This is a genomic window from Hydrogenophaga sp. (assembly GCF_048549895.1).
In the GTDB taxonomy this organism is placed as follows: domain Bacteria; phylum Pseudomonadota; class Gammaproteobacteria; order Burkholderiales; family Burkholderiaceae_C; genus Hydrogenophaga.
In genome coordinates, this window is the sequence record NZ_JBLYYB010000145.1 from 1 (window position 1) to 22,272 (window position 22,272).

Annotated in this window: 29 protein-coding genes, 1 tRNA gene and 1 pseudogene; 27 read left to right on the forward strand and 4 right to left on the reverse strand. The window is 63.0% G+C overall.

Annotated features, from left to right (window positions below; all coding sequences use genetic code 11):
* Window positions 1-112 precede the first annotated feature (112 nt).
* From proC to ACN4F8_RS14760, 3 genes are read right to left on the reverse strand one after another with little or no spacing between them, the layout of a single operon-like run.
* Window positions 113-940 carry a pyrroline-5-carboxylate reductase gene (proC, locus tag ACN4F8_RS14750; protein ID WP_419474267.1) on the reverse strand — a complete coding sequence of 276 codons (828 nt, stop codon included), beginning with the start codon at window positions 938-940 and terminating at the stop codon, window positions 113-115.
* Between the two features lie 32 nt (window positions 941-972).
* The gene (gene glpK, locus ACN4F8_RS14755) at window positions 973-2,466 is read right to left on the reverse strand and encodes a glycerol kinase GlpK (protein WP_419474268.1); all 1,494 of its coding nucleotides are present in this window, start codon (window positions 2,464-2,466) and stop codon (window positions 973-975) included.
* Between the two features lie 18 nt (window positions 2,467-2,484).
* Window positions 2,485-3,279: a DeoR/GlpR family DNA-binding transcription regulator gene (locus ACN4F8_RS14760; RefSeq protein ID WP_419474269.1), complete on the reverse strand. Its 795-nt coding sequence runs from the start codon at window positions 3,277-3,279 to the stop codon at window positions 2,485-2,487.
* Window positions 3,280-3,441: 162 nt separating this feature from the next.
* Here ACN4F8_RS14760 and ACN4F8_RS14765 point away from each other — a divergent pair, with 162 nt between their 5' ends.
* The 27 genes and pseudogenes from ACN4F8_RS14765 to ACN4F8_RS14895 all read left to right on the forward strand — a co-directional run.
* The gene (locus tag ACN4F8_RS14765; RefSeq protein ID WP_419474270.1) at window positions 3,442-4,518 is read left to right on the forward strand and encodes an ABC transporter ATP-binding protein; all 1,077 of its coding nucleotides are present in this window, start codon (window positions 3,442-3,444) and stop codon (window positions 4,516-4,518) included.
* Window positions 4,518-5,594, forward strand: a complete 1,077-nt coding sequence (locus tag ACN4F8_RS14770) for an ABC transporter ATP-binding protein (RefSeq protein WP_419474271.1) — start codon at window positions 4,518-4,520, stop codon at window positions 5,592-5,594. The genes ACN4F8_RS14765 and ACN4F8_RS14770 overlap by 1 nt, the downstream gene beginning before the upstream one ends.
* Window positions 5,591-6,484, forward strand: a complete 894-nt coding sequence (locus ACN4F8_RS14775; RefSeq protein ID WP_419474272.1) for a carbohydrate ABC transporter permease — start codon at window positions 5,591-5,593, stop codon at window positions 6,482-6,484. Before ACN4F8_RS14770 ends, ACN4F8_RS14775 begins: the two co-directional genes overlap by 4 nt.
* Window positions 6,477-7,289, forward strand: coding sequence for a carbohydrate ABC transporter permease (locus ACN4F8_RS14780; RefSeq protein WP_419474273.1), 813 nt, complete (start codon window positions 6,477-6,479; stop codon window positions 7,287-7,289). Before ACN4F8_RS14775 ends, ACN4F8_RS14780 begins: the two co-directional genes overlap by 8 nt.
* 11 nt (window positions 7,290-7,300) lie before the next feature.
* Window positions 7,301-7,609, forward strand: coding sequence for a DUF2160 domain-containing protein (locus ACN4F8_RS14785; protein WP_419474274.1), 309 nt, complete (start codon window positions 7,301-7,303; stop codon window positions 7,607-7,609).
* Between the two features lie 91 nt (window positions 7,610-7,700).
* Complete coding sequence (locus ACN4F8_RS14790; RefSeq protein ID WP_419474275.1) at window positions 7,701-9,434, forward strand: ABC transporter substrate-binding protein; 1,734 nt, start codon at window positions 7,701-7,703, stop codon at window positions 9,432-9,434.
* Window positions 9,435-9,504: 70 nt separating this feature from the next.
* Window positions 9,505-11,088: an FAD-dependent oxidoreductase gene (locus tag ACN4F8_RS14795; protein WP_419474276.1), complete on the forward strand. Its 1,584-nt coding sequence runs from the start codon at window positions 9,505-9,507 to the stop codon at window positions 11,086-11,088.
* Between the two features lie 200 nt (window positions 11,089-11,288).
* Entirely contained in the window at window positions 11,289-11,657 is a 369-nt protein-coding gene (gene rplN, locus ACN4F8_RS14800; RefSeq protein WP_056268999.1) for a 50S ribosomal protein L14, read from the forward strand.
* 9 nt (window positions 11,658-11,666) lie between these two features.
* Window positions 11,667-11,987: a 50S ribosomal protein L24 gene (gene rplX, locus ACN4F8_RS14805; protein ID WP_069045173.1), complete on the forward strand. Its 321-nt coding sequence runs from the start codon at window positions 11,667-11,669 to the stop codon at window positions 11,985-11,987.
* A gap of 2 nt (window positions 11,988-11,989) precedes the next feature.
* Window positions 11,990-12,529: a 50S ribosomal protein L5 gene (gene rplE / locus ACN4F8_RS14810; RefSeq protein WP_159603317.1), complete on the forward strand. Its 540-nt coding sequence runs from the start codon at window positions 11,990-11,992 to the stop codon at window positions 12,527-12,529.
* A gap of 8 nt (window positions 12,530-12,537) precedes the next feature.
* Complete coding sequence (gene rpsN, locus ACN4F8_RS14815; RefSeq protein WP_056268994.1) at window positions 12,538-12,843, forward strand: 30S ribosomal protein S14; 306 nt, start codon at window positions 12,538-12,540, stop codon at window positions 12,841-12,843.
* Between the two features lie 18 nt (window positions 12,844-12,861).
* On the forward strand, window positions 12,862-13,257 hold the full coding sequence (gene rpsH / locus ACN4F8_RS14820) for a 30S ribosomal protein S8 (protein ID WP_056268992.1): 396 nt from the start codon (window positions 12,862-12,864) through the stop codon (window positions 13,255-13,257).
* 22 nt (window positions 13,258-13,279) lie between these two features.
* Window positions 13,280-13,813, forward strand: a complete 534-nt coding sequence (gene rplF, locus ACN4F8_RS14825) for a 50S ribosomal protein L6 (RefSeq protein WP_419474277.1) — start codon at window positions 13,280-13,282, stop codon at window positions 13,811-13,813.
* Between the two features lie 11 nt (window positions 13,814-13,824).
* Window positions 13,825-14,190, forward strand: a complete 366-nt coding sequence (gene rplR, locus ACN4F8_RS14830; protein ID WP_419474278.1) for a 50S ribosomal protein L18 — start codon at window positions 13,825-13,827, stop codon at window positions 14,188-14,190.
* An 18-nt stretch (window positions 14,191-14,208) separates the two neighbouring features.
* A complete protein-coding gene (gene rpsE, locus ACN4F8_RS14835) occupies window positions 14,209-14,727 on the forward strand; it encodes a 30S ribosomal protein S5 (protein ID WP_056268984.1) in 519 nt (172 codons plus the stop codon).
* 11 nt (window positions 14,728-14,738) lie between these two features.
* Window positions 14,739-14,921: a 50S ribosomal protein L30 gene (gene rpmD / locus ACN4F8_RS14840; protein ID WP_056268982.1), complete on the forward strand. Its 183-nt coding sequence runs from the start codon at window positions 14,739-14,741 to the stop codon at window positions 14,919-14,921.
* A gap of 14 nt (window positions 14,922-14,935) precedes the next feature.
* Window positions 14,936-15,367, forward strand: a complete 432-nt coding sequence (rplO, locus tag ACN4F8_RS14845) for a 50S ribosomal protein L15 (protein ID WP_419474279.1) — start codon at window positions 14,936-14,938, stop codon at window positions 15,365-15,367.
* Window positions 15,368-15,390: 23 nt separating this feature from the next.
* Entirely contained in the window at window positions 15,391-16,710 is a 1,320-nt protein-coding gene (secY, locus tag ACN4F8_RS14850) for a preprotein translocase subunit SecY (RefSeq protein ID WP_056268977.1), read from the forward strand.
* 9 nt (window positions 16,711-16,719) lie between these two features.
* Window positions 16,720-16,938 (forward strand): translation initiation factor IF-1, encoded by a 219-nt coding sequence (gene infA / locus ACN4F8_RS14855; RefSeq protein WP_029461331.1) that lies wholly within the window; start codon window positions 16,720-16,722, stop codon window positions 16,936-16,938.
* Window positions 16,939-16,982: 44 nt separating this feature from the next.
* Window positions 16,983-17,096: a 50S ribosomal protein L36 gene (gene rpmJ / locus ACN4F8_RS14860; RefSeq protein WP_009514917.1), complete on the forward strand. Its 114-nt coding sequence runs from the start codon at window positions 16,983-16,985 to the stop codon at window positions 17,094-17,096.
* 20 nt (window positions 17,097-17,116) lie between these two features.
* The gene (gene rpsM, locus ACN4F8_RS14865) at window positions 17,117-17,482 is read left to right on the forward strand and encodes a 30S ribosomal protein S13 (protein ID WP_056268975.1); all 366 of its coding nucleotides are present in this window, start codon (window positions 17,117-17,119) and stop codon (window positions 17,480-17,482) included.
* An 18-nt stretch (window positions 17,483-17,500) separates the two neighbouring features.
* On the forward strand, window positions 17,501-17,905 hold the full coding sequence (rpsK, locus tag ACN4F8_RS14870) for a 30S ribosomal protein S11 (protein WP_056268973.1): 405 nt from the start codon (window positions 17,501-17,503) through the stop codon (window positions 17,903-17,905).
* Between the two features lie 163 nt (window positions 17,906-18,068).
* Window positions 18,069-18,692 carry a 30S ribosomal protein S4 gene (rpsD, locus tag ACN4F8_RS14875; protein WP_419474280.1) on the forward strand — a complete coding sequence of 208 codons (624 nt, stop codon included), beginning with the start codon at window positions 18,069-18,071 and terminating at the stop codon, window positions 18,690-18,692.
* Between the two features lie 94 nt (window positions 18,693-18,786).
* A complete protein-coding gene (locus tag ACN4F8_RS14880) occupies window positions 18,787-19,770 on the forward strand; it encodes a DNA-directed RNA polymerase subunit alpha (RefSeq protein WP_069045178.1) in 984 nt (327 codons plus the stop codon).
* An 86-nt stretch (window positions 19,771-19,856) separates the two neighbouring features.
* Window positions 19,857-20,252 carry a 50S ribosomal protein L17 gene (gene rplQ, locus ACN4F8_RS14885; protein WP_069045179.1) on the forward strand — a complete coding sequence of 132 codons (396 nt, stop codon included), beginning with the start codon at window positions 19,857-19,859 and terminating at the stop codon, window positions 20,250-20,252.
* A 17-nt stretch (window positions 20,253-20,269) separates the two neighbouring features.
* Window positions 20,270-20,346: transfer RNA gene (locus tag ACN4F8_RS14890), tRNA-Met, on the forward strand.
* A gap of 369 nt (window positions 20,347-20,715) precedes the next feature.
* Window positions 20,716-21,099: pseudogene (locus ACN4F8_RS14895) on the forward strand (transposase); the annotation flags it as partial.
* A gap of 149 nt (window positions 21,100-21,248) precedes the next feature.
* Here ACN4F8_RS14895 and ACN4F8_RS14900 read toward each other — a convergent pair.
* Complete coding sequence (locus ACN4F8_RS14900; protein ID WP_419474281.1) at window positions 21,249-22,154, reverse strand: tetratricopeptide repeat protein; 906 nt, start codon at window positions 22,152-22,154, stop codon at window positions 21,249-21,251.
* Between the last annotated feature and the right edge of the window lie 118 nt (window positions 22,155-22,272).

Consider the following 22,272-nt stretch of genomic DNA (forward strand, 5'->3'; position numbering starts at 1 on the left):
CCCGCTCGCGGATGCCGTGTGCACTGCGCAGCGGCATAAAGGAGGAGGCGGCTCCAGCCGCCGGGGGACAGCCGCGGAGTAGTGCACACGGCGTCCGCGAGCCGCGCGCGAGTTACTTGCCGAACTCGCGACCGAGTTCTTCGGCGCGCTGCCGCGCCGCGAAGAGTGCCTCTTCAAACTTCGCCTTCACACCCGCCGCTTCCATCGACGTGAGCGCCGCGTACGTCGTGCCACCCTTGGATGTCACACGCTCACGCAGCACCTGCGGCGGATCGTCGGAGCGTTGCGCCAGGGTCGACGCGCCGATGAAGGTGCCGACTGCGAGCTGGTAGGCCACCTCGGGCGGCAGGCCCATTCGGGTGCCGGCGTCGCGCATGGCTTCGAGGAAATAGAACACGTAGGCCGGGCCCGAGCCCGAGAGCGCGGTCACCGCGTCGAGTTGCTGTTCGGCGCTCACCCACACCAGCTCGCCGGTGGTCTTCACCACGGCTTCCACCAGCGCGCGGTCGGCGGCGCTGGCCCCGTCGCGGGCGAACAAGCCGGTCATGCCCAGGCCAACGAGCGCCGGCGTGTTTGGCATGGCGCGCACGATGCGCTGCGTCTGCAGCCAGCCGGCCATGCTCTCGCTGGTGATGCCGGCGGCCACGCTCAGGTGCAGCGCGTTGGCCAGGAAAGGCTGGCTGGTGAGTGCGGCTTCCTTGAAGGTTTGCGGTTTCACGGCCCAGACCACGAGGTCCGAAGCACGCAGATCCGCGCTGGCGGCCACGAGGAGTGAGACGCCGGGGAACTGCTGCGCGAGCTTGGTGCGCTGTTCGTCCCAGGGTTCGACGATCTGCAATGCGCTGGCCGGGTGGCCCTGGCGGATGAGGCCGCCGACGATGGCGCTGGCCATGTTGCCGCCGCCGATGAAGGTGATGGTGGGGTGGGTGGGGGTGTTCATCGCGCCATTGTCGCGCGGCGCCGTCCCGTGTTTCAGGGCGCTACGGTCTGGCGGACGGCGTGTTCCCACTGCGCCATCTTCTCCGCCGCGCGTTCGCGCGAGAGCGTGGGGTGGAAGGTGCGCTCGGCGCGCCACTGTTTGGAGAGTTCGTCCAGCCCGCCATACAAGCCGGTGTGCAGGCCGGCCAGATACGCCGCGCCCAGCGCGGTGGTCTCGATCACGGCCGGGCGCACCACCGGGATGCCCAGCAGGTCGGCCTGGATCTGCATCAGCAGGTCGTTGACGCAGGCGCCACCGTCCACCCGCAACTCACTCACCGGCACGCCACCGGCGGCCACCGCGTCGCGGCTCATGGCATCCAACAGGGCCGCGCTCTGGAAGGCAATGCTTTCGAGCGCGGCGCGCGCGATGTGCGCGATGGTGGTGCCGCGCGTGAGGCCGGTGATGCTGCCGCGGGTGTCGGGCTGCCAGTAAGGCGCGCCCAGGCCGGTGAAGGCGGGCACGAGCACCACGCCGCCCGCGTCGGGCACGCTCTCGGCGAGCGCCTGCACCTCGCTGCTGGACTGGATGGCGCGCAGGCCGTCGCGCAACCACTGCACCACCGCACCGCCAATGAACACGCTGCCTTCCAGCGCGTACTGCGGCGCGCCTGCGGGTTGTGCCGTGGCGGTGGTGATCAGCCCGTTCTGACTGATCTGGAAGCGCTCGCCGGTGTGCATGAGCATGAAGCAGCCGGTGCCATAGGTGTTCTTCGCCATGCCGGCGGTGAAGCAGGCCTGGCCGAAGAGGGCGCTCTGCTGATCGCCCGCCACGCCGCCGATTTCCAGCGGCGCGCCCAGCCACTCGGCTTTCATTTCCCCGAAGTGCGCGCTCGAGGGCAGGGCCTCGGGCATCAGGCTTTTCGGGATGTCGAGCAGGGCCAGCAGCTCGTCGTCCCACTGCCGGGTGTGCACGTTGAACAGCATGGTGCGTGCGGCGTTGCTCACGTCGGTGACGTGGCGCGCGCCGCCGGTGAGCTGCCAGATCAGCCAGCTGTCCACCGTGCCGAAGGCGAGCTCACCGCGCTCGGCCTGGGCGCGTGCACCAGCCACGTTGTCCAGGATCCACTTGAGCTTGGTGCCCGAGAAATAGGCGTCGATGCGCAGGCCGGTCTTCTGCAGCACGGTGTCGCTCGCGCCCCGTTCGCGCAGTTCGGCGCAGGTGGCTTCGGCCCGGCGGTCCTGCCAGACGATGGCGTTGTAGACCGGTTCACCCGTGTTGCGGTTCCACACCACGGAGGTTTCGCGCTGGTTGGTGATGCCCACGGCCGCCAGTTGCGCAGCGCTCAGGCCGGCTTGTTTCAGGGCCGCGCGCGCCGTCTCCAGCTGGGTTTGCCAGAGGTCGCGCGGGTCGTGCTCGACCCAGCCGGGTTGCGGGTAGATCTGGCGGAACTCGCGCTGTGCCATGGTGACGACGCGTCCGGCGTGGTCGAACACGATGCTGCGCGAACTGGAGGTGCCCTGGTCCAGGGCCAGCAGGTAGGTCATGGGGTTGTCCGGAAAAGGTCAGGCGATGGCCGCGTCGGTCGGGGTGTCGATGCCGGCGAGCACGCATTCGACGTTGCCCGCAGCGAGCAGGTCGGCAAAGGGCGGTGGGGGTGGCAGGTCGGTGAACACCACGTCGAGGTCGTCGAGCCGCGCGAGCTCGACCATGGCGGGCCGGTTGAACTTGCTGTGGTCGGCGGCGAGCCAGACCTCGCGCGATTGTTCGACGATGGCGCGCGCCACCTTGACCTCGCGGTAGTCGAAGTCGCGCAGCGTGCCGTCGGCCTCGATGCCGCTGATGCCGATCAGGCCGATGTCGACCTTGAACTGGCGCATGAAATCGACCGTTGCCTCGCCCACGATCCCCTGGTCGGCACCGCGCACCACGCCGCCGGCCACGATCACCTCGCAGTCGGGGTGGGTGCTCATGAGCGAGGCAATGTGCAGGTTGTTGGTGATCACGCGCAGGCCGCGGTGGTGCTGCAGTTCGCGCGCCACGGCTTCGATGGTGGTGCCGATGTTCATGATCAGCGAACAGCCGTGGGGCACCCGCCGCGCCACGGCGCGGGCGATGCGGGTCTTGGCGTCGGCCTGCATGGCCTGGCGCTGGCGGTAGGCGATGTTTTCGGTGGTGGAGCCGGGCAGGCGCACGCCGCCGTGAAAGCGCGAGAGAAAACCGGCCTCGGCCATGCGCTGAACGTCGCGGCGCACCGTTTGCAGGGTGACGCCGAAGCGCTCGGCCAGGGCTTCGATGGTCTGTGGACCGTGGGCGCGCACTTCGTCGAGCAGCTGGGTGTGTCGGGGGTTGAGATTCATCGTGGATGGCGGGTTCAGCGGGAGCCACCCGAACATAACGGAATTCTTTTTGGCGCCGATCAGGGTAAGTACCGAATAAAAACGAACATAAACGAACCTTAAAATCCGGCAAACGAAACGTTGTCCGATCATGGGTGTGCGGTTTTTCACATTGGGATTCGAATGCAGTTGTCTCTGGAGCACGTGGGCAAGACCGTCGGGCCTGCCGTCCACCTCTACCCCCAAAGCCTGAGCCTGGCCCCCGGCGCGGTCACGGTGCTGCTCGGCGCCACGCAGGCCGGCAAGACCAGCCTGATGCGGGTGATGGCCGGCCTGGACGTGGCCACCACCGGGCGCGTGGTGGTGGACGGCGCGGACGTCACGCGCATGTCGGTGCGCCAGCGCAACGTGGCCATGGTCTACCAGCAGTTCGTCAACTACCCCTCGATGACGGTGGCGCAGAACATCGCCTCGCCCATGCGCCTGCGCGGTGACCGCGATGTGGACCAGAAGGTGCGCGACATCGCCGCGCGTCTGCACATCGACATGTTCCTGAACCGCCTGCCGGCCGAGTTGTCGGGCGGGCAGCAACAGCGCGTGGCGCTGGCGCGGGCACTGGCCAAACAGGCGCCGCTGATGCTGTTTGATGAGCCGCTGGTGAACCTGGACTACAAGCTGCGCGAAGAGCTGCGCGAGGAGCTCACCCAGCTGTTTGCCACCGGCGACTCCACCGTGGTTTACGCCACCACCGAGCCGGGCGAGGCGCTGCTGCTGGGCGGGTACACCGCGGTGATGGACGCTGGCGAACTGCTGCAGTACGGCCCCACCGCCGACGTGTTCCACCAGCCGCAGAGCATCCGCGTGGCGCGCGCCTTCAGCGACCCGCCGATGAACTTGATGGCGGCCGAGGCGGTGGCGGGTGGCGTGCGGGTGCAGGGCGGCGAGGTGTGGTCGCTGGCGTTGCCGGCCGACGCGCCGAAACGCCTCACGCTGGGCCTGCGCGCCGGTGGTCTGCGCGTGACGCAGCGCCCGGGCGACGTGGCCCTGCCCGGGCGTGTGGAGCTGGCCGAAATCGCCGGCTCCGACACCTTCGTGCACGTGCACACGCTGGTGGGGGAACTGGTGGCCCAGCTCACCGGCGTGCACGTGTGCCCGCTGGGCGACCCGATCACGCTGTATTTGCAGCCCGACAGCCTGTTTGTCTTTGATGCCGGGGGCCCGCTGGTCCGTGCACCGGCTCGCCCCGGGAGGGTCGCCTGATGGCACGCATCGAACTCGATCTGGCGCACGCCTACAAGCCGCATCCCACGAAGGATGAGGACTACGCGCTGCTGCCGCTGAAGATGACCTTTGAGGATGGCGGGGCGTATGCGCTGCTCGGCCCCTCGGGCTGCGGCAAGACCACCATGCTCAACATCATCTCGGGCCTGCTGGTGCCGTCGCAAGGCACGGTGCAGTTCGACGGGCGCGACGTCACCCGCCAGAGCCCGCAGCAGCGCAACATCGCGCAGGTGTTCCAATTCCCGGTGATCTACGACACGATGACGGTGGCACAGAACCTCGCGTTCCCGCTGAAGAACCGCAAGGTGCCCGAGGCGGAAATCCAGGCGCAGGTGGGGCGCATTGCCGAGATGCTGGAGATGAGCCACCAGCTCGACATGCGCGCCGCCGGCCTGAGCGCCGACCAGAAACAGAAGATTTCGCTGGGCCGGGGGCTGGTGCGCTCCGATGTGTCGGCCGTGCTGTTCGACGAGCCGCTCACTGTGATCGACCCGCACCTGAAATGGCAGCTGCGGCGCAAGCTCAAGCAGATCCACCACGAGCTCAAACTCACGCTGATCTATGTGACGCACGACCAGGTGGAGGCGCTGACCTTCGCCGACGAGGTGGTGGTGATGACGCGCGGGCGGGCGGTGCAGGTGGGGGCGGCCGAGGCGCTGTTCGAGCGGCCGGCGCACACCTTCGTGGGCCATTTCATCGGCTCGCCGGGCATGAACTTTTTGCCGGCGTCCAGCGTGCGCGGCGGCCTGGTGGTGCTGGACCAGCCGCTGGCGCTCACCAACGGCCAGGCGCTGCCCGAAGGACCGCTCAAGCTCGGCATCCGCCCCGAGTACCTGGCGCTCGGCCAGGCGGGCGAGCCCAACACCTTGCCCGCCACCGTGACGCGCGTGCAGGACATCGGCACCTACGTGATGGTGACCTGCGAGGCCGGCGAACACCGGCTCAAGTGCCGTCTCGCGCCCGAAGCTGCTGCGCCTGCGGCGGGCGACACCGTGCACCTGCGGGTGCTGGGTGAACACACCTGCTTCTATCAAGACGAGGCACTGATTTCATGAGCACCACCAACAAACCCGTGAACCAGAAAGCCTGGTTCCTCGTGCTGCCCGTCATCGTCTGCGTGGCCTTCTCGGCCATCCTGCCGCTGATGACGGTGGTGAACTACTCGGTGCAGGACGTTTTGTCCCCCGACCGCCGCGTCTTCGTCGGCACCGAGTGGTTTGCCGCCGTGATGCGCGACGAAGAACTGCACCTGGCGCTGTGGCGGCAGATCCAGTTTTCGCTGGCGGTGCTGCTGGTGGAAATTCCCTTGGGCATCGCGCTGGCGCTGTCCATGCCGGCGCAGGGCTGGAAGTCCTCGGCGGTGCTGGTGCTGGTGGCGCTGTCGCTGCTGATTCCGTGGAACGTGGTCGGCACCATCTGGCAGATCTTCGGCCGCGCCGACATCGGGCTGCTGGGCTATTTCCTGCAGTGGGTAGGCATGGACTACAGCTACACCGGCAATTCCACACACGCCTGGTGGACGGTGCTGATCATGGACGTGTGGCACTGGACGCCGCTGGTCGCGCTGCTGGCCTTTGCGGGCCTGCGCAGCATTCCCGACGCCTACTACCAGGCCGCCAGCATCGACGGCGCGAGCAAGTGGGCGGTGTTCCGCTACATCCAGCTGCCCAAGATGCGCGGTGTGCTCATGATCGCGGTGCTGCTGCGCTTCATGGACAGCTTCATGATCTACACCGAGCCCTTCGTGCTCACCGGCGGCGGCCCTGGCAACGCCACCACGTTCCTGTCGCAGTACCTCACCACCAAGGCGGTCGGCCAGTTCGACCTCGGCCCGGCGGCGGCGTTCTCGCTGATCTATTTCCTCATCATCCTGTTGTTTTGCTTCGTGCTCTACAACTGGATGCAGCGCCTGGGCACGTCGGAGAAGGAGCACGGCCATGAATGAACGCAGATTCAAGAAGCGCACCTTCTTCCTGTTGGCCTACCTGGTCTTCGCGCTGCTGCCCATCTACTGGATGGTCAACATGAGCTTCAAGACCAACCAGGAAATCCTGTCCTCGTTCACGCTGTGGCCCGCCGAGTTCACCTGGGCCAACTACCAGACCATCTTCACCGACCCGTCGTGGTACTCGGGCTACATCAACAGCCTGATCTACGTCGGCATCAACACCGTGATCTCGCTCACCGTGGCGCTGCCCGCGGCCTATGCGTTTTCGCGCTACCGCTTCCTGGGCGACAAGCACGTGTTCTTCTGGCTGCTCACCAACCGCATGACGCCGCCCGCGGTGTTTCTGCTGCCGTTCTTCCAGCTCTACACCACGCTCGGTTTGATGGACACGCACATCGCCGTGGCCATGGCGCATTTGTTGTTCAACGTGCCGCTGGCGGTGTGGATTCTGGAAGGCTTCATGAGCGGCATCCCGCGCGAGATCGACGAGACGGCCTACATCGACGGCTACAGCTTCCCGCGCTTCTTCTTCACCATCTTCCTGCCGCTGATCAAGGCGGGTGTGGGCGTGGCGGCGTTCTTCTGCTTCATGTTCAGCTGGGTCGAGTTGCTGCTGGCGCGCACGCTCACCAGCGTGAACGCCAAGCCCATCGTGGCCACCATGACGCGCACCGTGAGTGCCAGCGGCATGGACTGGGCCACGCTGGCGGCGGCCGGCGTGCTCACCATCGTGCCGGGCGCCATCGTCATCTGGTTCGTGCGGCATTACATCGCGAAGGGATTCGCGATGGGCCGCGTCTGAGGAGCATCAACATGTTTCAGTGGATGGTCTGGACCACCCCGGTGGCCGTTTTCTTCACTTGCATCGCGCTCATGCTCATCGGCATGACCGTGTGGGAAATCAAATCGCCCACGGTCGAGCGCAAGGGCTTCCTGCCCATGGTCACCACGCGCGGCGACCGGCTCTTCATCGGCCTGCTCGGCGCGGCCTACATCAACCTGGCCTTCATCGGTCTGGCGGGCTGGCTCACGCAGTGGCTCTCGCTGGAGCAGGAGCCCAGCATCTGGATCGCGTTCGTCGCGTCCATGGCCTGGCTGGTGCTGGCGCTGCGCAAGGGCTGATCGTTCGATGTTCTCCGGTATTCGGCCCATTGCTTCCCCGGGGCCGAGACCTGTCACACACCGGGGAAGCACACCGATCGAGGAGACAAACATGAGATTGCGACACACACCACTGGCCCTGGCAGCTTTGCTCGCCCTGGGCTCCTTGCCGGCCTGGGCCGACGAGGCCGCCGCCAAGAAGTGGATCGACAGCGAGTTCCAGCCCTCCACCCTGAGCAAGGCCCAGCAGGCCGCCGAGATGAAGTGGTTCATCGACGCCGCGGCCAAGCTCAAGGCCAAGGGTGTGAAAGAGATTTCGGTGGTCTCCGAGACCATCACCACGCACGAATACGAGAGCAAGACGCTGGCCAAGGCCTTTGCCGAAATCACCGGCATCACCGTCAAGCACGACCTCATTCAAGAGGGCGACGTGGTCGAAAAACTGCAGACCTCCATGCAGTCGGGCAAGTCGATCTACGACGGCTGGATCAGCGACTCCGACCTGATCGGCACGCACTACCGCTACGGCAAGATGATGAACCTGACCGACTACATGGCCGGCAAGGGCAAGGAGTACACCAACCCCGGTCTGGACATCAAGGACTTCATCGGCACCAGCTTCACCACCGCGCCCGACGGCAAGCTCTACCAGTTGCCCGACCAGCAGTTCGCCAACTTGTACTGGTTCCGCGCCGACCTGTTCGCGCGGCAAGACCTGAAAGACAAGTTCAAGGCCAAGTACGGCTACGACCTGGGCGTGCCGCTGAACTGGAGCGCGTACGAAGACATCGCCGCCTTCTTCAGCGAAGACGTCAAGACCATCGACGGCAAGCCGATCTACGGCCACATGGACTACGGCAAGAAAGACCCGTCGCTGGGCTGGCGCTTCACCGACGCCTGGCTCTCGATGGCCGGCACCGCCGACATCGGCATTCCCAACGGCAAGCCGGTGGACGAGTGGGGCATCCGCGCCAGCGCCGACGGCTGCACGCCGCTGGGTGCCAGCGTCTCGCGCGGTGGCGCCACCAACTCGCCAGCCGCTGTGTACGCGCTCACCAAGTACATCGACTGGATGAAGAAGTACGCGCCGAAAGAAGCCACCGGCATGACCTTCGGCGAAGCCGGCCCGGTGCCCGCCCAGGGCCAGATCGCGCAGCAGATCTTCTGGTACACCGCCTTCACCGCCGACATGACCAAACCCGGCCTGCCGGTGGTGAATGCTGACGGCACGCCCAAGTGGCGCATGGCCCCCGGCCCGAACGGCCCGTACTGGAAGCAGGGCATGCAGAACGGTTACCAGGACGTGGGCTCGTGGTCGTTCTTCAACGGACACGACGAGAACAAGACGGCCGCCGCCTGGCTGTACGCGCAGTTCGTGACCGCCAAGACCACCTCGCTGAAGAAGACCATCGTGGGCCTCACGCCCATCCGCGAGAGCGACATCCAGAGCAAGGCCATGACCGACCTGGCACCCAAGCTGGGTGGCCTGGTCGAGTTCTACCGCAGCCCGGCCCGCGTGGCCTGGACGCCCACCGGCACCAACGTGCCCGACTACCCCAAGCTGGCCCAGCTCTGGTGGCAGAACGTGGCCCAGGCCGTGACCGGGGAGAAGACGCCGCAGGTGGCGATGGACAACCTGGCCGAGCAGATGGACCAGGTCATGAGCCGCCTGGAGCGCGCCGGCATGGAGCGCTGCGCACCCAAGCTCAACCCCAAGGGCGACCCCGCCAAGTACCTGAGCGACAAGGCAGCGCCCTGGAAGAAGCTGGCCAACGAGAAGCCCAAAGGCGAAACCATTGCCTACGACCAGTTGCTCAACGCATGGAAGAACGGCAAGGCGCGTTGATCTGAGCCGTCGGTTTTTGTAGCAACCTGCCCTGCGCGCCCAACCGGTGCGCAGGGCCACTCCTCTCCCCATGAAACGCGCAGAACTGCTTGAATCGCTGCCCCGCCACGGCGTGTACGACCTGGCCGTCGTGGGCGGCGGTGCCACCGGCCTGGGTGTGGCGCTTGACGCGGCGCTGCGCGGTTTCTCGGTGGTGCTGCTGGAGTCACACGACTTCGCTGGCGGCACGTCGTCCCGTTCCACCAAGCTGCTGCACGGCGGCGTGCGCTACCTCGCGCAAGGCAACCTGGCCCTGGTGCGCGAAGCGCTGGCCGAGCGCGCCACGGTGCTGCGCATCGCACCGCATCTCGCGCAACCGCTTCCCTTCGTCATGCCGTCGTACCACTGGTGGCAGACCCCTTTTTACGGCATCGGCCTCAAGCTCTACGACCTGCTGGCTGGCAGCGCCGGGCTGGGCCGCACCGAATTCCTCAACCGCGCACAAACCCTGCAGGCCCTGCCGGGTGTGAACCCCGAGGGCCTGCGCGGCGGCGTCAAGTACTGGGACGGCCAGTTCGACGACGCGCGCCTGGCGCTGGCGCTGGCCTTGACGGCCGAGGCTGCAGGCGCCCGGGTGCTGAACTACGCCGAAGTCACAGCTGTGCGCCAACTCACCGGGGGCGCAGACCCGCTGTCGACCATCGACGTGCACGACCGGCGCGGCGGCGCCTCCTTCGAGTTGCAGGCCCGCTGCGTGGTCAACGCCACTGGCGTCTGGGTGGATGCGCTGCGCGACCACACCTTGCCCGCGGCAAACCCGGGCTCGCCCTCGCGCATGGTCAGCCCCAGCCAGGGCGTGCATGTCGTGGTTGACCGCGATTTCATGCCCGGCGGTCACGCGTTGCTGGTGCCCAAGACGCGAGACGGCCGCGTGCTGTTCGCCGTGCCGTGGCTCGGCAAACTGGTGCTGGGCACCACCGACACCCCACGCAATGATCTGGCGCGCGAGCCCGACGCCTTTGCAGAAGAGCTCGAGTTCATCCTCAGCGAGGCCAGCCAGGCGCTGAGCCGACCGGTGCGACGCGAAGACATCAAAAGCATCTGGGTGGGTTTGCGCCCCCTGGTCGCCGCGCCCGCGGCGGCCGAGGGCGGCACCAAGGTGCTGTCGCGCGAACACACCATCGTGGTCGACGCCAACGGCCTGGTCACCGTGACCGGTGGCAAATGGACCACCTACCGCGCCATGGCCGAAGACGTGCTGGAACGCTGTTTTGCCAACCAGCTCTTGCCGCGCCGCGCGGGCGGCCAGAGTGCGGCGCATGTGCTGAAAGGTGCCGCCGTGGCCAGCCCCGTAACGCCCTTGCACGCCGCGCCGGGCCTGCATCTGTATGGTTCCGAGGCGGCGCAGGTGAATGACTGCCCGGGCCAGAGCAACGCCCTGGGCGCCGGCTTGACCGAAGCCATGGTGCGCCATGCCGCGCGTGTCGAGCACGCCCAGACGGTGGAGGATGTGCTCGCCCGGCGCTCTCGCATCCTGTTTCTCGACGCCACCCAGGCAGCCCGAATGGCGCCCACCGTGGCCGAGATCCTTCAGCAGGAGCTGGGCTCGGACCCGGCGCTGCCGTCTTTTCTGGAGCTCTGCACCCGTTATCTGCCCGCGCCCAACGCGATTTAGCGGGTTTTTCCCGGCGACTGCGTTGACAGTCCGCTGAAACCATGTGATACTGCGCGGCTTCGCTCCAAAAAAGCGAGGCAATCTGCCCACTCGGACAGGGTTGAAGCTGGTTCAGGCCGCTTCGGTTCTCGACGACGGGCCCAAGACTGATCACTCCCGGCCGTGGTGGCTGGGGGGATTCAAGTTGGGACTTAAATCAAATGATCCAAACGCAATCTCGACTCGATGTTGCCGACAACACGGGTGCCAAGTCCGTGATGTGCATCAAGGTGCTCGGCGGCTCCAAGCGGCGTTACGCCAGCGTGGGCGACGTCATCAAGGTCACCATCAAAGAAGCAGCGCCCCGTGGCCGCGTCAAAAAAGGCGAGGTTTACAACGCTGTGGTGGTTCGCACCGCCAAGGGCATCCGTCGTCAAGACGGCGCTCTCATCAAATTCGACGGCAACGCAGCAGTGTTGCTCAACGCCAAGCTGGAGCCCATCGGCACCCGCATCTTCGGACCGGTGACGCGCGAGCTGCGCACCGAAAAGTTCATGAAGATCGTGTCGCTGGCGCCCGAGGTTCTCTGAGGAATCATCATGAACAAGATTCGCAGTGGTGACGAAGTCATCGTGATTGCAGGACGCGACAAGGGCAAGCGCGGCAAGGTTGTGCTCCGTGCCGACGACAGCAAGCTGGTCGTCGAAGGCGTGAACATCGTCAAGAAGCACGCCAAGCCGAACCCCATGAAGGGCGTGACCGGCGGCATCATCGAAAAAACCATGCCCATCCACCAGTCCAACATCGCCATCTTCAATGGCGCCACGGGCAAGGCAGATCGCGTGGGCATCAAGCTCCTGGCTGACGGCAAGAAAGTGCGCGTCTTCAAGTCCAGCGGCGAAGAAATCAAGGCGGCATGACCATGGCACGTTTGCAAGACATTTTCCGCGACACCATCGCGCCCAGCCTGGTGGAGAAGTTCGGCTACAAGTCGATCATGGAGGTGCCCCGCATCACCAAGATCACGCTGAACATGGGCGTGAGCGAAGCCGTTGCCGACAAGAAGGTCATGGACAACGCCGTGGGCGACCTGACCAAGATCGCCGGCCAGAAGCCTGTTGTGACCAAGGCCCGCAAGGCCATCGCCGGTTTCAAGATCCGCGAACAACAGGCCATCGGCTGCATGGTGACCCTGCGCGGCGCCAAGATGTACGAATTCCTGGACCGCTTCGTCACCGTGGCTCTGCCCCGGGTGCGTGACTTCCGTGGTATCTCCGGTCGCTCGTTTGACGGCCGCGGCAACTACAACGTCGGCGTCAAAGAACAGATCATCTTCCCTGAGATCGAGTACGACAAGGTTGACGCCTTGCGCGGTCTCAACATCAGCATCACGACGACCGCCAAGAACGACGAGGAGTGCAAGGCTCTTCTGGCTGGTTTCCGTTTCCCGTTCAAGAACTGAGGTGGCGCGTGGCTAAACAAGCACTACTGCAACGTGAACTCAAGCGCGAAAAACTCGCCGCCAAGTTCGCCAAGAAATACAACGAATTCAAAGCCGTCGCCAACGACGTCAAGAAGTCCGACGAAGAGCGCGATGCGGCCCGCCTGGGTCTGCAGAAGCTGCCCCGCAACTCGAACCCGACCCGCCAGCGCAACCGCTGCGAGATCACCGGTCGTCCGCGTGGCACCTTCGCTCACTTCGGCCTGGCTCGCGCCAAGGTCCGTGAAATGGCGTTTGCCGGAGAAATCCCCGGCATCACCAAAGCCAGCTGGTAAGCCCTAGGAGAACCACAAATGAGCATGAGTGATCCTATCGCCGACATGTTGACCCGCATCCGCAACGCGCAGATGGTCGAGAAGTCCACCGTGTCGATGCCGGCCTCCAAGGTCAAAGCCGCGATTGCCCAAGTCCTGAAGGACGAGGGTTACATCGACGGGTTCCAGGTCAAGAACAACGACGGCAAGAGCGAACTCGAAATCGCCTTGAAGTACTACGCTGGCCGTCCTGTGATCGAGCGCATCGAGCGTGTCAGCCGTCCCGGCCTGCGCGTTTACCGCGGCCGCAACGCCATCCCCCAGGTCCAGAACGGTCTGGGTGTGGCCATCGTCACCACGCCCCAGGGCGTGATGACCGATCGCAAGGCTCGCGCCACCGGTGTCGGCGGCGAAGTCCTGTGTTACGTCGCCTGATGCGGGCATTGAGGAGCAATTAATGTCACGTATTGGAAAACTGCCGGTCTCCATCCCTGCCGGGGTCGAGATCGCCGTCAAAGACGACCTGATCAACGTCAAGGGCACCCTGGGTGCTCTGGCGCTGGCGCAAAACGCGCTGGTCAAGGTTGAAAGCAACAACGGCGCGCTGACCTTCGTTCCCGTGAACGAGTCCCGCGAAGCCAACGCCATGTCGGGCACCATGCGTCAGCTGGTCAACAACATGGTCAACGGCGTCAGCAAAGGCTTCGAGAAGAAGCTCACGCTGCTGGGCGTGGGCTACAAGGCCCAGGCACAAGGCACCAAGCTGAACCTCACGGTGGGCTACTCCCATCCGGTGGTGATGGACATGCCTGCCGGTATCAAGGTGGAAACGCCGACGCCGACCGAAATCCTGATCAAGGGTTCGGACCGTCAGCGTGTTGGTCAGGTCGCTTCCGAAGTGCGGGCCGTGCGCCCCCCCGAGCCCTACAAGGGCAAGGGCATCCGCTACGCGGATGAAAAGGTCGTGATCAAGGAAACCAAGAAGAAATAAGGATCAGGATCATGTTGACCAAAAAAGAGCAACGTCTGCGCCGCGCCCGCCAAACGCGGATCCGCATTGCACAGCAGGGCGCTGTCCGCCTGAGCGTGACCCGCACCAACCTGCACATCTACGCCAACGTCATCTCCGACGACGGCGCCAAGGTGCTGGCTTCGGCTTCCACGGTCGAAGCCGAAGTGCGTGCCCAGATCGGTGGCGCCGGCAAGGGTGGCAACGCCGCCGCTGCGGCCCTGATCGGCAAGCGCATCGCCGAGAAGGCCAAGGCCGCCGGCATTGAAAAGGTGGCTTTTGACCGCTCCGGTTTTGCCTACCACGGTCGGGTGAAAGCCCTGGCAGACGCCGCCCGCGAAGCCGGCCTGCAGTTCTGATCAAACGGAAACCACAAAATGGCTAAATTTACGGCAAACATCAAGAACGAAGCGAACGAAGACGGTTTGCGCGAAAAGATGATCGCGATCAACCGCGTGACCAAGGTGGTCAAGGGCGGTCGCATCCTCGGTTTCGCAGCACTGACCGTCGTCGGCGACGGCGATGGCCGCGTGGGCATGGGCAAGGGCAAGGCGCGTGAAGTGCCGGTGGCCGTTCAGAAAGCCATGGAAGCGGCTCGTCGCAACATGATCAAGGTGTCGCTCAAGAACGGCTCCCTGCACCACAGCGTGCACGGCGAGCACGGCGCTTCCAACGTCATGATGCTGCCCGCCTCCAAAGGTACCGGCATCATTGCAGGCGGCCCGATGCGTGCTGTTTTTGAAGTGCTCGGCATCACCGACGTCGTGGCCAAGAGCCATGGTTCGAGCAATCCCTACAACCTGGTGCGTGCCACGCTGGACGCCCTGAAGAATTCAACCACCCCGTCCGATGTGGCTGCCAAGCGTGGCAAGTCCGTCGAAGACATCCTGGGTTGATTGGAGCGATCATGACCACTCAAAACACCGTCAAGGTTCAGTTGGTGCGCAGCCCCATCGGAACCAAGCAGTCCCACCGCGACACAGTGCGTGGCCTGGGTCTGCGCAAACTCAACAGCACCAGCGAGCTGCAGGACACGCCTGCCGTGCGCGGCATGATCAACAAGATCAGCTACCTGGTCAAAGTACTCTGATCGGAGTCACGGACATGCAACTCAACACCATCAAGCCCTCTGAAGGCTCCAAGCACGCCAAGCGTCGCGTGGGTCGCGGCATCGGTTCCGGCCTGGGCAAGACCGCAGGTCGTGGCCACAAAGGCCAAAAGTCCCGTTCGGGCGGTTACCACAAAGTGGGCTTTGAGGGCGGTCAAATGCCTCTGCAGCGTCGCTTGCCCAAGCGTGGCTTCAAGTCGGCCCAGCTTCAGTTCAACGCCGAAGTCACGTTGACCGATATCAGCGCGCTCAACGTGGCTGACGTCGACATGCTCGTGCTCAAGCAGGCAGGCCTCGTGCCTCACTTGGCCAAGCGCGTCAAGGTCATCAAAACGGGTGAACTCACGCGTGCCGTGTCCTTCAAGGATGTCTCGGCAACCGCCGGTGCCAAGGCCGTGATCGAAGCCGCTGGTGGCTCGATCGCCTGACCGGATCCCAACGGAAACAATCTGTGGCAACTGGATCCACGTCCCTGGCCAAAACCGGCAAGTTCGGCGACCTGCGTCGTCGGCTGGTTTTCTTGCTGCTCGCTCTGGTGGTGTACCGCATCGGTGCACACATCCCGGTGCCGGGTATCGATCCCGCACAACTTGAACAGCTGTTCAAAGGGCAGGCGGGCGGCATTCTCAGCCTCTTCAACATGTTCTCGGGTGGGGCGTTGTCTCGCTTCACTGTGTTTGCGCTGGGGATCATGCCGTACATTTCGGCGTCGATCATCATGCAGCTCATGACGTATGTGGTCCCCACGTTTGAGCAGTTGAAGAAAGAGGGCGAAGCTGGTCGTCGCAAGATCACGCAGTACACCCGTTATGGCACGTTGGGTTTGGCGATTTTCCAGTCGATGGGTATTGCGCTCGCGCTGGAGGGTTCTGCCGGCCTGGTGATTGACCCCGGCATGGGCTTTCGTCTGACGGCGGTGGTCAGTCTGGTGGCTGGCACGATGTTCTTGATGTGGCTCGGCGAGCAAATCACAGAACGTGGTTTGGGCAACGGCATTTCCATCCTGATTTTTGCCGGCATTGCTGCAGGTTTGCCGAGTGCTGTGGGTGGTCTGCTGGAACTGGTGCGCACCGGCGCCATGAACATCCTGATCGCCATCTTCATCATCGCGCTGGTGGTTCTCGTGACCTACTTTGTGGTGTTTGTCGAGCGCGGCCAGCGCAAGATTTTGGTGAATTACGCGCGCCGCCAGGTGGGCAACAAGGTGTACGGTGGTCAGTCATCTCATCTGCCGCTCAAGCTGAACATGGCGGGTGTGATTCCCCCGATCTTTGCCTCGTCCATCATCCTGTTGCCGACCACGGTCGTGAGCTGGGTGAGCACTGGCGATTCCACACGCTGGCTGCGTGACATCGCTTCTGCTTTGTCGCCGGGCCAACCGATTTACGTGGCTTTGTATGCCGCCGCCATCATCTTCTTCTGCTTCTTCTACACGGCGCTGGTGTTCAACAGCCGAGAGACAGCCGACAACCTGAAGAAAAGCGGTGCATTCATTCCCGGTATTCGTCCAGGTGACCAGACCGCTCGCTATATCGACAAGATCCTGCTGCGGTTGACACTGGCTGGTGCCGTTTACATCACTGCGGTGTGTTTGCTGCCCGAGTTCCTGATCCTGAAGTACAACGTTCCGTTTTACTTTGGCGGTACCTCTCTGTTGATCATTGTTGTGGTCACCATGGATTTCATGGCTCAGGTTCAGAATTACATGATGTCTCAGCAGTACGAATCACTGCTCAAGAAGGCTAACTTCAAGACGTCACCCGGCAGTTGAGTTTTTTGTATGTCCAAGGACGACGTGATCGAGATGCAAGGTGAGGTGGTAGAAAACCTCCCCAATGCGACCTTCAGGGTCAAGCTCGAAAACGGTCATGTGGTCCTGGGACACATCAGCGGCAAGATGCGGATGCACTACATCCGGATCCTGCCAGGTGACAAGGTCAAGGTAGAGCTCACGCCCTACGACCTCACCAGAGCGCGCATCGTGTTTCGCTCGAAGTGAGTGGTTGGTTGTTGAATATTTTTTGGAATATCTAGGAGAAGACTATGAGAGTTTCGGCTTCGGTCAAAAAAATGTGCCGCAACTGCAAGATCATCAAGCGGCACGGTGTTGTGCGAGTCATTTGCACCGATCCGCGTCATAAGCAGCGTCAAGGCTGATTGAAGTTTAGAGGACCATCATGGCTCGTATTGCAGGCATCAACATTCCGCCGCACAAGCACGCTGAAATCGGCTTGACGGCAATTTTCGGTATCGGTCGCACCCGCGCTCGCAAGATCTGCGAAGCGTGTGGCATCGACTACACCAAGAAGATCAAAGACCTGAGCGACGCGGAGCTTGAAAAAGTTCGCGATCAGGTCGGCACGTTCACGATCGAGGGTGACCTGCGCCGTGAAACGACCATGAACATCAAGCGTTTGATGGACATCGGTTGCTACCGCGGTTTCCGTCACCGCCGTGGCTTGCCGCTGCGCGGTCAGCGCACGAAGACCAACGCGCGCACGCGCAAAGGTCCCCGCAAGGCAGCCCAGTCGCTGAAGAAGTAATCGGTTCGAAGGATTCCCATGGCCAAGTCACCCTCCACCAGCGCATCCGCACGCGTCCGCAAAAAAGTTCGCAAGAATATTGCCGACGGTATCGCTCACGTGCATGCCTCGTTCAACAACACCATCATCACGATCACCGATCGCCAAGGCAACGCGTTGTCTTGGGCCTCATCCGGTGGTCAGGGCTTCAAGGGCTCGCGCAAATCCACGCCTTTTGCTGCCCAGGTGGCTTCAGAAGTTGCTGGCCGCGCCGCTATTGAACAAGGCATCAAGAACCTGGACGTCGAGATCAAAGGCCCAGGTCCTGGTCGTGAATCGTCGGTGCGCGCTCTGGGCGCTCTCGGCATCCGCATCAACTCCATCTCTGACGTGACGCCCGTTCCACACAACGGCTGCCGTCCGCAGAAGCGCCGCCGCATTTGAGGCGGTACCGCTCTCGCGGTACAATGGAAGGCTTTTTTTCGAGCGCCACCGCAGTCGCCTGCGGTGGCATTTTTTGCTAAGCCCACCGCCACTTCATTTAAGAAGCGGCTCCCGCAATGACATCGTTTGATGTGGGTTGCGGCAGAAACACAAGGACATCAACGTGGCACGTTACCTCGGCCCCAAGGCCAAACTCTCCCGCCGTGAAGGCTCCGACCTCTTGCTCAAGAGCGCCCGCCGCTCGATCAGCGACAAGGCCAAATTCGACTCCAAGCCCGGCCAGCACGGTCGCACCTCGGGTCAGCGCACCTCCGACTTCGGCGTGCAGCTGCGCGAGAAGCAGAAGGTCAAGCGCACGTATGGTGTGCTGGAGCGCCAGTTCCGCCGCTACTTCGCAGAAGCCGATCGCCGCCGTGGCAACACCGGTGCGAACCTGTTGTTCCTGCTGGAAGCCCGTTTGGACAACGTCGTGTTCCGCATGGGTTTTGCTTCCACCCGCGCCGAAGCCCGCCAGATCGTGTCGCACAAGGCGATCTTGGTGAATGGCAAGTCGGTCAACATCCCTTCGTACTCGGTCAAGGCTGGTGACGTGATCGCCGTTCGCGAGAAGTCGAAGAAGCAGGGCCGTGTGCTCGAAGCCATGGAACTGGCCAAGCAGATCGGTTTTCCCGCTTGGGTGGACGTGTCGGTGGACAAGGTTGAAGGCGTGTTCAAGAAGTCGCCTGACCGCGACGAATTCGCCTCTGACGTCAACGAGTCGTTGATCGTCGAACTCTATTCCCGTTAATTTCGTTCCCGGCGGGCACCTTTGCGGGTGCGGCCGGGCCATGCTCCATCTGCCTTATCGGTGTAACGAGCCGAGGGTACTGAAGGAAGTTTGAATGCTGAACAATCTGCTGAAGCCCAAAACCATCAACGTCGAGCAAGTCTCGGCCAACAAAGCCAAGGTCACGCTGGAGCCCTTTGAGCGTGGCTACGGCCATACGCTGGGCAACGCCCTGCGCCGGGTCTTGTTGTCTTCCATGACCGGCCACGCACCGACCGAAGTCACCATCGCCGGTGTTGTGCACGAATACTCGTCAATTGACGGCGTTCAGGAAGACGTGGTCAACATGCTCCTGAACCTCAAGGGCGTGGTGTTCAAGCTCCACAACCGCGACGAAGTCACGCTGAGCTTGCGCAAGGACGGCGAAGGCCTCGTGACCGCTGCCGACATCCAGACCCCGCACGACGTCGAAATCGTGAACCCCGGCCACGTGATCGCCACGTTGTCCGCCGGCGCCAAGCTGGACATGCAGATCAAGGTCGAAAAAGGCCGTGGTTATGTGCCGGGCAGCCTGCGTCGCAACGACGACCAGGCCCGCTCCATCGGTCGCATCGTGCTGGACGCGTCGTTCTCGCCCGTCAAGCGCGTGAGCTACACGGTCGAGAGCGCTCGCGTCGAGCAGCGCACCGATCTGGACAAGCTGGTGCTGGAGATCGAGACCAACGGTTCCATCGGTCCTGAAGAAGCGGTTCGCGCATCGGCCAAGATCCTGGTTGAGCAACTGGCTGTGTTCGCTCAGCTCGAAGGCGCCGAACTCAACTTCGAAGCACCTGCCCAGCGCAGTTCGCAGCAGTTCGACCCGATCCTGTTGCGCCCTGTCGATGAGCTGGAGCTCACCGTGCGCTCAGCCAACTGCCTCAAGGCCGAGAACATCTATTACATCGGTGATCTGATTCAGCGCACCGAGAACGAGTTGCTCAAGACCCCCAACCTGGGTCGCAAGTCGCTCAACGAAATCAAGGAAGTGCTCGCTTCGCGCGGCTTGACCTTGGGCATGAAGCTTGAGAACTGGCCGCCGGCCGGTTTGGACAAGCACTGAAATTCCGCCAGCCGGCACGAAGCCGGCCACGGACGAACCCACAGTACCTGACACGGCTGCGGGCAAAACAACTGAAAGGATGAAAAATGCGTCACGGACACGGACTTAGAAAACTCAACCGCACCAGCGAGCACCGCCTCGCAATGCTTCGCAACATGATGAACTCGCTGCTCACGCACGAAGTCATCAAGACCACCGTACCCAAGGCCAAAGAGCTGCGCCGCGTGGTGGAACCCATGATCACGCTGGCCAAGGTGGCCACCGTGGCCAACCGCCGCCTGGCGTTTGACCGCTTGCGCGACCGTGACGTGGTCGTGAAGCTGTTCAACGAACTGGGCCCGCGCTTCGCTGCACGTCCTGGTGGCTACACCCGTATCCTGAAGATGGGTTACCGCGTGGGCGACAACGCTCCGATGGCACTCGTCGAGTTGGTCGATCGTGCAGAAGATGCCGCTCCGGCCGCAGACGCTGACAAAGCGTGATAGAATCACAGGCTTGACGCGCGGTGGAGCAGCCTGGTAGCTCGTTGGGCTCATAACCCAAAGGTCGCAAGTTCAAATCTTGCCCGCGCAACCAACCAAATCAAGCACTTGCTTGTCACTGAAGCCCTCGGAAACGAGGGCTTTTTTGCTTTCTGGGTCCTGTAGCCCATCTGTAGCCCAGACGTAGCCCGTCTATAGCCAGGCTGCTGTGACCTTATGTCGGTTGGGACCATTGGGTAACTTAGCTAATTTCAGCTGACATCGAGCGGTGGACAAGTTCGAATCCATGCTCAGTGGGTCATGAGTAGCGTCTCCGGCCGGTGGGGGCAGCTCGCGCAAACTCACGATATTGGTCACATTGCCGTGAGCCAGTGGCGAACTTTGTCGCAGGCTCGATGACCGGTCGTGGATGCGGCACAGCCATTGCGTGCAGTCCAGAAGATTGAGGCAACCCGAGCGTCCCAACGTCAACGACGTGACGCAAGCCAGCGCGCTGGTGCACGGAGAAGAGAGCGATGTGTTTGCTGACGCGGGCTACCAGGGCGTGAGCAAGCGTGAAGAGACGCAGGACATTGATGCGAACTGGCATGTGGCCATGCGCCCGGGCAAACGCAAGGCCCTGGACAGGAGCACGCCGATAGGCGCGGTCATGGACAAGCTCGAACATGTGAAGGCCAGCATCCGCGCCAAGGTGGAGCACCCGCTCCGTGTCATCAAGCGCCAGTTCGGGCATGTGAAGGTGCGCTACCGCGGCTTGGCCAAGAACACGGCGCAGTTGCACCCGCTGTTTGCGCTTTCCAATCTGTGGATGGTGCGCCGAACGCTTTTGAGAGAGGCCCGGGGATGAGTGCGCCCGCAGCGGCCCAAGGAGCCGGCAAAAGACCGCAAATCGGCCCTCGAATCACCGAAATCGCGCTGCGCCTGCCGCCATCTGAAACATCGCGCATCAGCACTCCTTGCCACGGGCGTTGTGCAGACCTTCCCTAGCGATTGTGCTCAAGTCATGATGGCTGCGGGCCCCATGTAGTTGAATCCAATGTTGAATTTTATCGAGTTGTCTTTGCGCAGGCTCTGCCATGTCGCCGAATCGACTCCCGAGCAGTGAAGGTAGATGGAGCGTTGCTGTCCATAAGGCGTCACCCACGCATAGTCGGACTCCAACCGCGCGATTACCCCATCGAATTCTTTGACCACATGATCCTCACGAATGCGGCCTGAAATCTTGAGCTTTACGTGGCGCGGCAGGCGAGCAAGTTTGAGCTTTGAAAACCTGTCTGAAGCCTCGTCGATCTTATTGTTGAGATATAGCCTTCGGGCGAACCAGAACTGCGACGTGTAATTGGTGTCGCCCTCAGTGAACGAGCGTCGCCAGCAAGCCTCCGCCTCGAGGCCCTCAGCAGGGAAGTAACGCTCGAGCAAGCGCGCAAGGGCACCGTTGAGCCATTTGTCGCCGGCCAGCACGCGCACGGCGTCATCAAGCGTCTTGCGTGCGGCAGGGTAGTCCCCTCGAGCCTCATAGAGGCGGCTCAGCGCCTTCGCAACAAACGGACTCGCTGGATTCTTAGCAATCGCTTTGGCGAGAGCTTTGATCGCGCGTTCCTCATCGTTCAGCAATGCAGAAAACTCTGCCTCGAACGTCAGAAGGTGCTCATCGCTTCGAAACTGCTGGAGTCCGTCGCCGAGCGCTTGCTCCACGGCCTTGGCCGCGCTGATTACCTCTTCTTCTGCTGATCCTGCATTTCCCAAAACCTCACGCAGCTTGCCGAGCGCGAGCTTGACTAGCGTGCCATGGCCGTGACTGCTATCGGCATTTGCGCCGGTGAGCTTGCCGGCATGCTGTCGCGCTTGGTCAAGATGAAGATTGCGCTCGACGGCGTTACGCGATGCATTCGCACGGGCCATCTCTAGCTCTGAAAACGTGTGCGTGGGCTTCCCCCAGTTTCCCGGACGGTTTGCTTAGCCCATTAAGCCTTGCTCAAAGTCGACTGGGCTGAGGAAGTCTAGCTTTGAGTGTTTGCGC

Coding starts and splice junctions, on each gene's coding strand:
- glpK (WP_419474268.1), bottom strand. CDS start 2,466: ATGACCTACCTGCTGGCCCTGGACCAGGGCACCTCCAGTTCGCGCAGC.
- rplR (WP_419474278.1), top strand. CDS start 13,825: ATGTTGACCAAAAAAGAGCAACGTCTGCGCCGCGCCCGCCAAACGCGG.
- rplQ (WP_069045179.1), top strand. CDS start 19,857: ATGCGTCACGGACACGGACTTAGAAAACTCAACCGCACCAGCGAGCAC.
- ACN4F8_RS14785 (WP_419474274.1), top strand. CDS start 7,301: ATGTTTCAGTGGATGGTCTGGACCACCCCGGTGGCCGTTTTCTTCACT.
- rplX (WP_069045173.1), top strand. CDS start 11,667: ATGAACAAGATTCGCAGTGGTGACGAAGTCATCGTGATTGCAGGACGC.
- ACN4F8_RS14880 (WP_069045178.1), top strand. CDS start 18,787: ATGCTGAACAATCTGCTGAAGCCCAAAACCATCAACGTCGAGCAAGTC.
- rpsH (WP_056268992.1), top strand. CDS start 12,862: ATGAGCATGAGTGATCCTATCGCCGACATGTTGACCCGCATCCGCAAC.
- rpsK (WP_056268973.1), top strand. CDS start 17,501: ATGGCCAAGTCACCCTCCACCAGCGCATCCGCACGCGTCCGCAAAAAA.
- ACN4F8_RS14780 (WP_419474273.1), top strand. CDS start 6,477: ATGAATGAACGCAGATTCAAGAAGCGCACCTTCTTCCTGTTGGCCTAC.
- ACN4F8_RS14790 (WP_419474275.1), top strand. CDS start 7,701: ATGAGATTGCGACACACACCACTGGCCCTGGCAGCTTTGCTCGCCCTG.
- rplF (WP_419474277.1), top strand. CDS start 13,280: ATGTCACGTATTGGAAAACTGCCGGTCTCCATCCCTGCCGGGGTCGAG.
- rpsM (WP_056268975.1), top strand. CDS start 17,117: ATGGCTCGTATTGCAGGCATCAACATTCCGCCGCACAAGCACGCTGAA.
- rpmD (WP_056268982.1), top strand. CDS start 14,739: ATGACCACTCAAAACACCGTCAAGGTTCAGTTGGTGCGCAGCCCCATC.
- rplO (WP_419474279.1), top strand. CDS start 14,936: ATGCAACTCAACACCATCAAGCCCTCTGAAGGCTCCAAGCACGCCAAG.
- ACN4F8_RS14795 (WP_419474276.1), top strand. CDS start 9,505: ATGAAACGCGCAGAACTGCTTGAATCGCTGCCCCGCCACGGCGTGTAC.
- infA (WP_029461331.1), top strand. CDS start 16,720: ATGTCCAAGGACGACGTGATCGAGATGCAAGGTGAGGTGGTAGAAAAC.
- ACN4F8_RS14760 (WP_419474269.1), bottom strand. CDS start 3,279: ATGAATCTCAACCCCCGACACACCCAGCTGCTCGACGAAGTGCGCGCC.
- rplN (WP_056268999.1), top strand. CDS start 11,289: ATGATCCAAACGCAATCTCGACTCGATGTTGCCGACAACACGGGTGCC.
- rpsE (WP_056268984.1), top strand. CDS start 14,209: ATGGCTAAATTTACGGCAAACATCAAGAACGAAGCGAACGAAGACGGT.
- rplE (WP_159603317.1), top strand. CDS start 11,990: ATGGCACGTTTGCAAGACATTTTCCGCGACACCATCGCGCCCAGCCTG.
- ACN4F8_RS14900 (WP_419474281.1), bottom strand. CDS start 22,154: ATGGCCCGTGCGAATGCATCGCGTAACGCCGTCGAGCGCAATCTTCAT.
- rpmJ (WP_009514917.1), top strand. CDS start 16,983: ATGAGAGTTTCGGCTTCGGTCAAAAAAATGTGCCGCAACTGCAAGATC.
- ACN4F8_RS14770 (WP_419474271.1), top strand. CDS start 4,518: ATGGCACGCATCGAACTCGATCTGGCGCACGCCTACAAGCCGCATCCC.
- ACN4F8_RS14765 (WP_419474270.1), top strand. CDS start 3,442: ATGCAGTTGTCTCTGGAGCACGTGGGCAAGACCGTCGGGCCTGCCGTC.
- ACN4F8_RS14775 (WP_419474272.1), top strand. CDS start 5,591: ATGAGCACCACCAACAAACCCGTGAACCAGAAAGCCTGGTTCCTCGTG.
- proC (WP_419474267.1), bottom strand. CDS start 940: ATGAACACCCCCACCCACCCCACCATCACCTTCATCGGCGGCGGCAAC.